The organism is Prochlorococcus marinus str. AS9601, from assembly GCF_000015645.1.
In the GTDB taxonomy this organism is placed as follows: Bacteria; Cyanobacteriota; Cyanobacteriia; order PCC-6307; family Cyanobiaceae; genus Prochlorococcus_A; species Prochlorococcus_A marinus_O.
The window spans coordinates 1,026,260-1,038,171 of the sequence record NC_008816.1; the positions used below are offsets into that span (position 1 = coordinate 1,026,260).

Sequence of the window (11,912 nt, forward strand, 5' to 3'; positions counted from 1 at the left end):
TCTAAAAAAGGTTATCTAAATAATTAATTCTTTTTAAAGGTGCCTTGCTAATAAAAATACCTGGAGATATATCTTCAGACTTAGATTTTTCAAATAATTCAAAATCTGGCAATCCCTTTAAAAATAAATAAATATATCCTCCTAGATGTTTTTGTGGTTGATAATTTTTAAGTCGCCACTTTAATAATCTATGCAATGCTAATAAATAAAGATGAGATTGCAATGGATAATGATGTTTAATCATTTCATTTCTCATGTTTTCATAGTTATAGTTTCTTGGTAAACAATCACTATTATCACTATCAGAAATCAAATTACTTTTCCAATCAATTACCCACCATTTACTATCTTCTAATTTATTTCCTACAGGGAAAATACAATCAATACATCCTGAATGAAAGCCTTTATTCATAATTTGAAGATCATTTATTTTATTTGCATATTCTTCACCAAATTCATAATCCTGATCTAAAAAAAAGCAATTTGATATATCATTAGAGTTAATATTTCTACCTTCATAAGATAGGGTTAAATCATATTTGAGTTCTTTAATTAAGTATTCATTTGGAATATCAACTAGTTTCTTATTTTGTAATTCTCTTCCTAAAGATATATTTATGATTCTTAAAATCGCATCTTTTACTTTAAAAGCCAAAGAAGTATCGATTTGATGAAAGTTCAATTCCTCAATAATTAAATCAATTAATTCTTGATTATTATCGTTTCTAAATTCAAATCTTTCTATTATTTTGTGCAGGCAAGTCCCAGCAATAGTTCCTTTTGGAAATTCACTTAAGGGATTTGGATGAGAGAAATAATTAGGATAGTTCTTTGAATTCTTAAAATTAGAATCTTTGATAATTGATATATTATCTTCATAATCCTTATATTGATTAATGACTGCTTCAATATTTTTATCTTTACGTATCCAAGAAGAATAACTTGAATAAGAAATAAATTGATCAGAATTAAATACATTAGATATTTTTTTATTAACGTTATCGATTTTCCAAAGATTATTATTCAATCGGTTGGTTTGGAACTTAGAAAAAATTTCTTTTATTTTCTCGTTTTCTATCCTAACTTTAAAAGTAGACTTATAAATATTTATATTTTCCAAATTATTAAGTAAATCATTATTTAAAATATTATTTGTATCCTCTAAATCATTAAAAACAATAAGTTTATATTTGCTCCTCGTAAGTGCTACATAAATTAACCTCTCACTCTCTTTGAATAGATCTTCTTCTTCTATTAATTTAAATTTTTCAACCTTCGCGTAATTATTAGAAATATTAACGTATATATTTCTATCAATATTTGATTTCCAAAGAGGTCCTTTAATTTTATTTAACTTATTTGAAATAATTGAGAGATATGGACATAGGACTATTTCAAATTCGAGGCCCTTACTACTATGAATGGTAGAAAGATTTATTCCATTTTGAAGATTATAATCTTTCGTCAAAAAATCTTCTCCAGTTGAAATTCTTAAAATATGATCTAACTGATTTTTATACCAGTTGAAGACTATATTGAGATCTAAATCATTATTTATTAATTCTATTTCAACAATTTCTGAAAGTTGAAATAAATTTGAATTTAAATCTGAATCTTGAATAATCGAGGATGATTTGTAATTTATAACTAGTTCATTAACAATATTTAAAAAACCTTTTTCTCTTAGTTCTTGGGACCAAGTAATGCATTTATTCATTAAAATTTCTAAATTATTACTAATTCCATGATCAAGTAAATCTTCTAATTTTATTTCTATAAACTTTGAAGTAGCAAGCAAAGTTATATTTTTTAAAGACCTCGGATTTAATAAACATTCAATGAATAAAAATAGTAGAGAACTTGCTTCTGTATCAAAAATATTTTGTTTATTTTGAATTTTGCATGGCAGGTTAAACTGATTTAATTTTTTTTTAAAATCTAAGCATTGAGAATTATTTAATGTAAGAATCGCAATTTTATTAATATCAATTTCTTTATTATTTAAAATAAAGTTAACTATATAATGAGTTACAAGATCCTCTATATCAGTCTCTTTTTTTGAAAATTCTACAATTTCAAATACATCCTTAAATTTAAATTCAGGATTAATATTTTCATTGATTCTTGAGGTTAATTTACTATATTTTAGTTTTGATTGTTTAAGTCCATTCTTATAAAGTTTATTAAGAACATCGATTAAGTTTTTTGAGGATCTATAGTTATCTGTAAGACTAAAAACTTCGATTGCATTAGATCTTGCATCTAAGTAAGTTTCAATATCTCCACCTCTAAATTTGTAAATCGCTTGTTTTGGATCACCTACGCAAAGTAAAAAATGATTTTTTGTATTAAAGAACTTTTTTATTAAATTCCACTGAGTAATATCTGTATCTTGGAACTCATCAACTAAGACACATTTAAATCTTTTTTGAATTTTAGAAAGAGTATTACTATTACTAATTTCCGAATCTAGAAATGTATTTTCTACAGTCTTTATAAGATCATTGAAGTTGAAAATAGAAAAACTTTTCTTTAATTCAAATAATTTTATATAAGCTAATTGAGTAAATATTCTTACAAATTCAGTAAAAAAGCCTTCTTTTATTTTATAAATTTTATCTTGTAATAAATTAAATTTAGTAAAATCTAATTTAATATTATGTTTATTAATTTCTTTAGATATATTTTCAATGTAAAAATATTTAGATAAAAGATCATCCTTAGAAATATCATATATGAAATCAATAACATTTTTAGAATTAAGCCTTTTGTTAATCTCTTCAATCCAACAATTTATTTGATTAAACTTATCATTTCTTGGTTTTGCTGCATATATTTGACTTTTTCCACCACTTTCCTTAATTAATTTTCCCAACTCTATGAGTTGTAAAAATAATTCCTTACCTTTCTTATTCCATTCAAAACAAAACTCGTTCCAATTTAAATAAAAAAATTCATTAAAATAATTATTTAAATCAATAATCTTATATTTATTATTTATTTGAAATTTATAGATATTTTCTTGATCTATATTTTTTAAAATTTCTACAAAAAATGACTTATTGATCCTACTTCCAAATCTAGAACTTATTTTTTTTTTGTATACTGCTGAAATAAGCTCATGATTAAGATTAAGAAAATCATCAATCCATAAATTATCTATTACATCTTTATACAAATTATCAATATTATTCTCAATATATGGATCTTGTGTTAAACCTATTTCAATACTATATTCATCAATAATATTATTACAAAAAGCATGGAACGTAGTTACTTTTAACTTATAGAATTGATTTATAAAATTGTCAATTTCGGAAATTATTTTTTCCTTAGATTTATCTTTATCCTTAAAATTTAGATACCAATCCTTAAGAGTATTATCTATCTTACATTCTTTATAACTTTGCAAATATAATTTTAAATTAAGAAATCTCGAGAGAATTTTGTCTCTTAATTCAGAACAAGTATTTTTTGTAAAGCTTAGCAAGAGTATTTCATCTGGTTTAACTTTTTTCTCCAAAACATTTCTTAAAACTATGTGTGCCAAAGTAAAACTCTTACCAGTGCCTGCACTTGCTTCAACTAATTTAAATTTTTTATTTAATTTAATTTGATTAATATCCATTTTTTTATTAAATTAAACTTTGACCTCATTTTTATAAAGTAAGTAATTCTTAAATTTTTTCATTAAATATTTCTCTTCCAAGTCAATCTTAAATTTAATTATTAAACATAAACTTATTGTCAAAAATAAATAATAAATAGATAATTTTATTATAAAAACTCCAATAGAAATAAATATTAAAGAATAGTACATAGGATGACGTGTAAAACGATAAATACCTGTAGTAACTAGATTGCTATTGTTTATAGGTCTTGGGAAAGGGGATAAATTGCTTCCTAAGTCTTTAATTGAAACTAACATTATTATGAAAGCGATTATGATAATTAAAATACCTAGGAAATAAAAAAAAGGACTTTCTTGAATTATTTGTTTTTGAAGAAAAAATTCCCATTGAAAAAAATGAAGACTAATAATAAAGAACTGTAAAAAAACAAGTAATCGTTCATAAACAGCTTTAAAAAAATTTTTTAACTGAAATTTAGACATTTATTATTTCTTAAATGCTTTAATTAGAGGACCATATATTCTGTATGATAATTGATCAAAATTATTATTTCCAAGAAAGAATTCTGGTTCTTTTTCATTACCAAAACACATTTTCATTTCGATATTATCTCTTTCTCCTTTAGAAAAATTTTTATTACCAATCCATTTATCTCTGAAAGCTTTTTTTTCATTTTTTGATTTTATTTTTGCTTCTACATATTTATAGGCACTTTCTGGAGGAAGAGGTAAACATTTTTCAGAATAATTTTTAAAAATATTTATGTACTCCTCCAAAATAAGATTTGATTCAGTTAATCCCGGTGATTGAATAATTTGCGATTTATAATTATTTTCTGTTCTAAAAATTACTTTAGTCCTTTTTATATTCCTCTTTAAAGAAGAAATAAAGAGTAATTTTATCCAAGCCTCAATCAAACGGCTTAAACTTAACTTCGCATTAATTAATTCAATTACGGTGTCATCAGCGATTAAATATTCTTCTTTATTCGCATTTAACTTAACATAGATTTTATTAATCTTATTATGCTGACTAAGACTTGCAGATAGACTGATTAATAAGTCTTTGATTTCTTTTTCTTTTGTAAAAATACTATTTTTGGGCATAATAATGCCATTTTCAGCCAATTGATCATTAATATTTAATTCATTTAAAAAATCAACAATATTATGATTACCAATCTCTACTTGCTGGATTATTTTGGTAATTAGTTGTGACTTTTGCAGATTGCTTACATACTCCTCATCTGGATGATGAATAAATATTTCCTTGGGATAAATATTGTTTTTATTAAGCCAATATTTTTGTGGAGTCTTGAACCAATAAATCAATTCTGATAATTTGTAATTTTTAATATCAGATTTTTTTTCATTCCAATCTATATCTTCCATTAAAGAATAATTACTTTTAACAATCTTAGATTTATCAAGATCAATTATTTCAATTTTTTTTAAATCAGAATCTTTAATTATTAGTCCTCTTTGGCTTTGGTTTAGAAAACTATCAAAAAAAGAAATTAACTCTTTTATAGGAAAAGAAACATCTAATTTTTTATTGTCTTTATCATTTTTTACCCAATTAACTATAAATTTATCTCTGCAGGAAATTAACAACTCCAGAAATGCATATTTCTCTCTTTCAAAAACAGATGGATCTCCCAAATGATATTTGTTTTTTAATAAATTAATGTTTTCACTCTTTGGTAATTTTGGATAATTAACACTATTCATGTCTATTAGGAAGATAACCTTATGTGGAATATGCCTTGAATTCTCAATATCACTTACAAGGATCTTGTTGACTCGTGATTTACTTTGATATTTAGCTTTATTTATGCAAGAAATTAATATTTCTCTAAAAACTTTTAACAAGATAAGATCATCAGGTATTAAAGGTATTGCGTGATTATCAAGAATTCTATTTATTTCACTTATTTCTAAATTGAAATTTGCATTAGAATCAGCGATACTTTTTAATATAAACTTTATCTTTTCAACCCAATTCGAGTAAGAAAAAGATCCCCTTATCAAATTAATATATTTTTTTAAATTAATTAATATTTTAACCCATTTATTCAAATCCAAACTTATATTTTTATAGCTAAATGGTTTTAAATTAAAAATACTTAAATTTACTTCTTTGTCATAAATTAAGCCTAAAGTAATTCTATTTATACACCAATCTAGAGTATTTTTCTCTTCACCTAATCTTTCTTTATCATCTAATCCCCAATGAAACCCCGCTTGGGTAAGTAAGAAAATAATTTCATCCTTCTCAGTAATTGTAAAATTAAAAATATTCTGAGTTACTTTTTTCGAAAGAATATAATCTATTTTTTCAAGTGTAATTTTTTCACTTGCTATTTGAGTGATGTCAATTAGAAATTCATAAATTCCTGAAGAGTCATTATTATCCTCATCGATAAAAAAATAAGGTATCTTTTCACCATTAATTAACTCATTATTAAATATGTACCTTAGATAAGGTTTAATTAAATTAGTTTGTGGAGATAAAACAGCAATATCACTATATTTAATATTCTCGCAAGAATTAATTATTTCTATAATTTTATTTCTTAAATATTCAAATTGAATATTCTGATTAAAATGCTCACAAAGTAATATTGAATCATCCCTTTCACTTAGAATAAAATCAACGCTATTATTATCAATTAGTCTTTTTTGTATTTGATTAAGAAGAGGAATATCTTTCTTATTATGAAAATTAGTTGTTGGATCGAGATAAATAAGATTATTTTTTAAATTTATACCTTCTATATAAATATTTTCATCAATTAATTTCTGAAAGTTTGCTCCAAATTTTCCAAATATTTTCTCTATATTTGTACTATTTAAATTCAATTTACTTTCATTATCATTAAATTCCAACTCACCCTCAAGACAATTTATTCTATTCCATAAATCTTCTCCAGGAGATAATAAATACAAATTTACCTTAATAAATTTTGAAAGTTCTGAATAAAAATTAATATGTAGTTTAGATAAGTTATTATCCGAAAAAATATAAATTTGATTTGGTACTTGAAATTGAATGTTTTTAATTTTTCTTAAATTCTTTATTACTTCAATCATGTATAAACATGATGGCTTTTCAGGTATCTTTTCCTCTAATAATTTATATAAAATAGGTTGCCAAAATTGATCTGAGTTTAAATTCTTAAATAGATTAGATGAATTAATTTCATATCTATTCCATTGAGCAATCATTTCAGGTCTAAAAATCAGATAATCAATAAAATTATTCGTGATCTTTTTTGTCAGATTATATATGTCTCCATCAATTGTCTTTTTATTATCCAAATATTTATTAATCCAATTTCTAAGCGGAAATGATTCTTTAAAGCCATTTAATTCTTCCAAGGAATCAATAATGCCCCATTTAATTGACTCAAAATTCCATGCGCTCATATCAATTGCAGGGAAAAAATTTGTCAATAAAGATTCGGTATACGTTGATATTGTCTTTAATTCATAAAGAGCACTTATTTTGTTTTTTATAGTTATTTGTTCACGTAACCAATTACCCAAAAAGTAGTTGGGGACTACTATTTCTAATTTCTCATTTATAGGCGGAGGACATATTTTTAATTCCTCTGCTAACAGCTCACTAATTACTTCAATTTTATTTGTTTTATAAAGATTGAGCAATTTACTAGATGGTTATATTACTCAACTTTAAATGGATCAATTATTTCTGCATTAGGAAATTCGAATTCCCCCACAGCAACAAACTCTAAACGAAGCTTTAAGAAAGTTATAAATTTTTTATCAGTCGATAAAACAACTGCTGGGGTAGATGGAATTTTTGCTTTTAGATCAGCAAATTGGGTAGTTTGTAAAAATGATGGATTTTTTAAGAGCCAAAAATCTATTTCTTTATTATTTTCTTTATAATTCCTCATCCTCTCTTTCAAAATTTCATCAAGTGGTTCTTCAACTGTTAAAAACTTTTCACTTGCGGCGACGAAAAAATATGTTGTCATTTTGAAAATTAATTTAATGTAATGAGGGACTTCATTTCACGTACAGACTTTTCTAATCCAATCGCTAAAGCCCTTGCAACAATACTATGACCTATGTTTAACTCGTTCATATTGTTAATTGATGCAATTTTCCTAACATTATTATAGTTAAGGCCATGACCAGCATTAACAACTAATCCGAGGTCATTTGCTATGTGAGTAGACTCTATGATCCTTTGGAGCTCTTTATGCTGGTTAGATCCTGATAGTTCAGCATATTTTCCAGTATGTAATTCTATAAAATCAAAGCCTATTTCTTTGGAATAATTTATCTGTTCACTAAGAGGATCAATAAATGCACTTACCTCTATATTTGAATCTTTTAAACTACCAACTGCCTTCTTAAGGTATTGCACATTACTTTTTAAATCCAATCCGCCTTCAGTAGTAACTTCCTCTCTTTTCTCAGGTACAAGCGTTACATAATCGGGAAGAATTTTTTTGGCAATTTCTAACATTTCTTTTGTAGCAGCCATCTCTAAGTTGAGTTTTGTTTTTATAGTCTCTTTCAGAAGGAATACGTCCCTATCTTGTATATGTCTTCTATCTTCTCTTAGATGCACTGTTATGGAATCTGCCCCTCCTAATTCAGCTAAAAAAGCAAATTGGACAGGGTCAGGCTCGACAGTTTTCCTTGCTTGCCTTACATTCGCAATATGATCAATGTTTACTCCTAAAGTAGCCATAATTTTGTAAATCTTAGTTTCTAGACAATCTAGTAACCGCCCAATAATAGCTAATAAAAAAAGGCAAAGACTTAAATTATTAATATATAGTAAATAGAACTTGAAGAAGAATTCATTAAATATTTGGCATAAAATAAACCCTTTATTGGGATTTATTGCAATGTTTGTTACTCAGGACGTTGTTTTGAGATTCTTTTTTAGAAAAAAGAAAATATTAAAAAATGGTTTTTCGATTCCCATAAATTCCTCTATTATTTTGGCTCCAACCCACAGATCAAGATGGGACGGCTTAATACTCACCATGGCAATTGGTAGAAGGGTAACAAAAAAGGATTGTAGATTTATGGTTACTAATTCCGAAATGAGAGGAATACAAGGTTGGTTTTTAAAAAGACTTGGATGTTTTTCAATAAATCAATTATCGCCATCTCTCTCAGCTTTAAGATATGCGATTGATCTTATAGAAAAAGGTGAACAACTAGTAGTTTTCCCTGAAGGAAAGATCAATAGATATGGGAAAAAATTAGTTCTCAAAGAAGGACTATATAGATTAGCTAGATTAGCTACAAAAAAAACAACCTCTATTACTATTATTCCAATTGGAATTGCTTACAGCAAAATACCTCCGAACTTTAGGGGCGAATTTTGTTTATCCTTTGGAAAACCAATATCAATTAATGATTACTCAAACTTTAACATCAAGGACTTTAATAAATTTCTAAATAAAAAAATGATTCAAGAGGAAGAAAAAGCATTAAAAAATGTAGGTAGATGAATCTGCAATAAGTTACTATGAACTTTAATAATTGAAAAAGAAGATGAAATTCTTAAAATTAATTCCAATTTTATTTATATTTTTTGGAAATATTCCTTACAAAAATGAAGTTCGTGCAGAAATAAAGAATCCAAAAGACTTCAGAGTACTCTCAAATGAGAGTAAAAAGCTTTCCATCTCAAACGTGAGGTATTTTATAAAAGAAGGTGATAAATATATTAAGAACGGGGATTTTGAAAAAGCAAAGGATTTTTATTTAGACGCTAGAAAATTAGCAAAGCAACTTGCGTCTTTTTATTCTGATCTAAATTCATCGTTCAAAGGAATTGATGCGAGAATACCAAATGAAATGCAAAGGAAAGGTAAGCAAACATTACAAATTTTGGCACAATCAAATGAGAGATTAGCCTCTTTGTATATAAAAACTGAAAAGCCTGAGGTTGCAGTACCCTTACTCGTTGAAACAATTAGAATAATGTCACCTACAAGCCCTGAAGGTAAAGAAGCTTATGAAAGATTGATCCAACTAGGTTTTGTTGAGACAAATTATAAAGGTTAATTTTAATTTACTATGATTACAAAAACAGAAGTTATCAAATTAATCACTAAAAAAATACCAAGTTCCCAAGTTTTTGTTGAAAACCTCAAGGGAAATGATCATTTGCAAGTAACTGTAATTGCATCTGAATTTAATGGATTATCATTAGTTAAACAACACCAGCTAGTATATTCTGCTTTGAAGGAAGAATTAGCTTCAGAGGCTATCCATGCACTGGCATTAAAAACAGAAACTCCAAATTGAATTATGGACAACTCAACAAAAGATAAAATACAAAAACTGATCGATTCTAATCCAGTGATGGTTTTCATGAAAGGGACAAAATTAATGCCTCAATGCGGTTTTTCCAACAATGTAGTTCAAATACTAAATTCTTTAGGGGTAGAATTTGGTACGTTTGATGTTTTAAGTGATTTCGCTATAAGAGAAGGTATTAAAGAATATTCAGATTGGCCAACAATTCCTCAAGTTTACTTAAAAGGAGAATTTCTTGGTGGATCAGACATCCTTATTGAGATGTACAACTCTGGATCTCTTAAAGAAAAAATAGAAATTGAACTAGCGTCTTAAGATAATTAGTGAGTATAAATACTGTATTGGTTAATAAAAATTAATATTTTAAATACTTTTTTTATCAAAAAAACCTTTATTTCCATCTCCATCTGGATCAATAAAACTTGACGGATCTAAAATCCATCTTTCAATTAATCTCTCCAATTTCTCTTGATCCTTTTGCTCTAAACTACTGCAATTCCTCAATGCTTGGAGATAACCATCACTATATAATTTAAGATCAGATGGCGTATGAAAACGAGTGACTAAGTCCTGGCAACTATCGCAAATTGACTGAAAATGACGAATTGCTTTGGGGTTTTCAAATGATGTCATAATTCGATAAATTCTGATTTTTATTTTGCATTTGTTATACCTTATTAAGAACGATCAAAAATTGCCTGGCCAAACAGTAATTAAGAATGCAATCAACTGAGCAAATCTTAGCTTCAACTCCTGGCAGTTCACAATTGCCTACGAGCTCTCAGACCCCATCAAGAGTTCTAGTTGTTGAACCTCACCCCACACTTAGAACAGTACTTGTGCAAAGGCTTCGCCAAGATGGCCATCTAGCTGCAGCAGTAGGTACAGCTGCAGAAGCTATTGACTTATGCAGAGAACAATCACCTGACTTATTAGTTAGCGCAGAAATCCTGGAGAATAATACTGCAATGAGACTAGCTCAACAACTGGGATCCTCTGTCATAGTTTTAACTGCAAGATCAGGTGTTGAAGCATTAGTAAATCTATTAGATGAGGGGGCAGATGATGTACTCAGAAAACCTTTTGGGCTTGAAGAGCTTGCAGCACGATGCAGAACACTCCTAAAAAGGGGAAGGATAGGATTACAAGAAAAAGTTGAGGTTGGACCTTTAGAGGTTCATCTTCTTTTAAGACAAGTTACTCTTAGCGAAAAGCCCGTAGAATTAAGCCCTAGGGAGTTTGCACTGCTTTGCGCTCTTCTAATGCCGCCGGGAATGGTAAGGAGTCGTCAAGAGCTCTTAAGGATGGCCTGGCCGCCCTTCAGTGGTGGCCCAAGGTCTGTAGATACTCAGGTATTAACTTTGCGTAGAAAATTAGAACAAGCTGGATTGGGAGAAGGTGGGGGAATAACCACTGTTAGACAACAAGGTTATAGATTCAGCATTGATAATATTTAATTTAGAAAAGCAAAAAGTTCACCAATAATCATAAAAACTGATAGTAACGTGAGTAATTTATATGTCCATAGTGGTGATATGTAAGATATTTCATTAATAGAAATCCCAGTATTGCTGGAAACAATTAATAAAAATTTTTCAAAGTTTTCAACTCTTTGTGGGACAAGAAAATTTTCACCTTGAAAAGTATTAAAGTAATAAACTTTACTACCCTGACTGGTTGGCAAAGATTTGATTAATTTAATATCTTTCCAAGAAATCTCCCAATTTTTTTTTCCTAAGAATTTAGAAATAAAGCTACTTTTATATGAAATTTTATTACTACAAGTTTCAACATAATCACTAGTGATATTGATTATCAAATAAAGTCCTATGATAAAAATTATAATAGAGGGGATTTTTAGTTTTTCGATTGAAATAAATGGTAAAGGAATTGTAAGCGCTAAATAAAGAGAAATTAACGAACTTTTCACAAAAATAAGAGTTTTAAATTTTTCTATCATTTC

General features: G+C 27.1%; 12 protein-coding genes. 5 read left to right on the forward strand and 7 right to left on the reverse strand.

Annotated features, from left to right (window positions below):
- Position 1: 1 nt before the first annotated feature.
- The 5 genes from A9601_RS14865 to A9601_RS14885 are packed head-to-tail and all read right to left on the reverse strand — an operon-like array spanning position 2 to position 8,360.
- A complete protein-coding gene (locus A9601_RS14865) occupies positions 2 to 3,628 on the reverse strand; it encodes a UvrD-helicase domain-containing protein (RefSeq protein WP_011818640.1) in 3,627 nt (1,208 codons plus the stop codon).
- Positions 3,629 to 3,640: 12 nt separating this feature from the next.
- Positions 3,641 to 4,114, reverse strand: a complete 474-nt coding sequence (locus A9601_RS14870; protein WP_011818641.1) for a methyltransferase family protein — start codon at positions 4,112 to 4,114, stop codon at positions 3,641 to 3,643.
- A gap of 3 nt (positions 4,115 to 4,117) precedes the next feature.
- Positions 4,118 to 7,300, reverse strand: a complete 3,183-nt coding sequence (locus A9601_RS14875) for an exodeoxyribonuclease V subunit gamma (protein ID WP_011818642.1) — start codon at positions 7,298 to 7,300, stop codon at positions 4,118 to 4,120.
- Between the two features lie 17 nt (positions 7,301 to 7,317).
- Positions 7,318 to 7,635 carry an MgPME-cyclase complex family protein gene (locus A9601_RS14880; protein ID WP_011818643.1) on the reverse strand — a complete coding sequence of 106 codons (318 nt, stop codon included), beginning with the start codon at positions 7,633 to 7,635 and terminating at the stop codon, positions 7,318 to 7,320.
- A gap of 8 nt (positions 7,636 to 7,643) precedes the next feature.
- Positions 7,644 to 8,360: a pyridoxine 5'-phosphate synthase gene (locus A9601_RS14885; RefSeq protein ID WP_011818644.1), complete on the reverse strand. Its 717-nt coding sequence runs from the start codon at positions 8,358 to 8,360 to the stop codon at positions 7,644 to 7,646.
- Positions 8,361 to 8,520: 160 nt separating this feature from the next.
- Between A9601_RS14885 and A9601_RS14890 the strand changes: the two genes are divergently transcribed.
- Genes A9601_RS14890 through grxD form a run of 4 tightly spaced genes read left to right on the forward strand, consistent with a single transcriptional unit; the run spans position 8,521 to position 10,264 of the window.
- Entirely contained in the window at positions 8,521 to 9,135 is a 615-nt protein-coding gene (locus A9601_RS14890) for a lysophospholipid acyltransferase family protein (protein WP_011818645.1), read from the forward strand.
- A gap of 43 nt (positions 9,136 to 9,178) precedes the next feature.
- Positions 9,179 to 9,694, forward strand: coding sequence for a hypothetical protein (locus A9601_RS14895; RefSeq protein WP_011818646.1), 516 nt, complete (start codon positions 9,179 to 9,181; stop codon positions 9,692 to 9,694).
- 12 nt (positions 9,695 to 9,706) lie between these two features.
- Entirely contained in the window at positions 9,707 to 9,937 is a 231-nt protein-coding gene (locus A9601_RS14900; protein WP_011818647.1) for a BolA/IbaG family iron-sulfur metabolism protein, read from the forward strand.
- Between the two features lie 3 nt (positions 9,938 to 9,940).
- Positions 9,941 to 10,264, forward strand: a complete 324-nt coding sequence (grxD, locus tag A9601_RS14905; RefSeq protein ID WP_011818648.1) for a Grx4 family monothiol glutaredoxin — start codon at positions 9,941 to 9,943, stop codon at positions 10,262 to 10,264.
- Positions 10,265 to 10,312: 48 nt separating this feature from the next.
- Here the strand turns inward: grxD and A9601_RS14910 are convergent, their stop codons facing one another.
- Positions 10,313 to 10,582, reverse strand: a complete 270-nt coding sequence (locus tag A9601_RS14910; protein ID WP_011818649.1) for a DUF6761 family protein — start codon at positions 10,580 to 10,582, stop codon at positions 10,313 to 10,315.
- Between the two features lie 86 nt (positions 10,583 to 10,668).
- On the opposite strand from A9601_RS14910, the gene A9601_RS14915 reads away from it, so the two are divergent.
- Entirely contained in the window at positions 10,669 to 11,406 is a 738-nt protein-coding gene (locus tag A9601_RS14915) for a response regulator transcription factor (protein WP_011818650.1), read from the forward strand.
- Here the strand turns inward: A9601_RS14915 and A9601_RS14920 are convergent.
- Entirely contained in the window at positions 11,403 to 11,909 is a 507-nt protein-coding gene (locus tag A9601_RS14920; RefSeq protein WP_011818651.1) for a hypothetical protein, read from the reverse strand. The two genes, A9601_RS14915 and A9601_RS14920, sit on opposite strands and share 4 nt — an antisense overlap.
- Positions 11,910 to 11,912: the final 3 nt, after the last annotated feature.

Excerpts from the sequence above, each read along its gene's own strand:
- A9601_RS14890 (WP_011818645.1), top strand. The coding sequence starts at position 8,521 with ATGTTTGTTACTCAGGACGTTGTTTTGAGATTCTTTTTTAGAAAAAAG.
- A9601_RS14910 (WP_011818649.1), bottom strand. The coding sequence starts at position 10,582 with ATGACATCATTTGAAAACCCCAAAGCAATTCGTCATTTTCAGTCAATT.
- grxD (WP_011818648.1), top strand. The coding sequence starts at position 9,941 with ATGGACAACTCAACAAAAGATAAAATACAAAAACTGATCGATTCTAAT.
- A9601_RS14915 (WP_011818650.1), top strand. The coding sequence starts at position 10,669 with ATGCAATCAACTGAGCAAATCTTAGCTTCAACTCCTGGCAGTTCACAA.
- A9601_RS14885 (WP_011818644.1), bottom strand. The coding sequence starts at position 8,360 with ATGGCTACTTTAGGAGTAAACATTGATCATATTGCGAATGTAAGGCAA.
- A9601_RS14880 (WP_011818643.1), bottom strand. The coding sequence starts at position 7,635 with ATGACAACATATTTTTTCGTCGCCGCAAGTGAAAAGTTTTTAACAGTT.
- A9601_RS14900 (WP_011818647.1), top strand. The coding sequence starts at position 9,707 with ATGATTACAAAAACAGAAGTTATCAAATTAATCACTAAAAAAATACCA.
- A9601_RS14920 (WP_011818651.1), bottom strand. The coding sequence starts at position 11,909 with ATGATAGAAAAATTTAAAACTCTTATTTTTGTGAAAAGTTCGTTAATT.
- A9601_RS14870 (WP_011818641.1), bottom strand. The coding sequence starts at position 4,114 with ATGTCTAAATTTCAGTTAAAAAATTTTTTTAAAGCTGTTTATGAACGA.
- A9601_RS14895 (WP_011818646.1), top strand. The coding sequence starts at position 9,179 with ATGAAATTCTTAAAATTAATTCCAATTTTATTTATATTTTTTGGAAAT.
- A9601_RS14865 (WP_011818640.1), bottom strand. The coding sequence starts at position 3,628 with ATGGATATTAATCAAATTAAATTAAATAAAAAATTTAAATTAGTTGAA.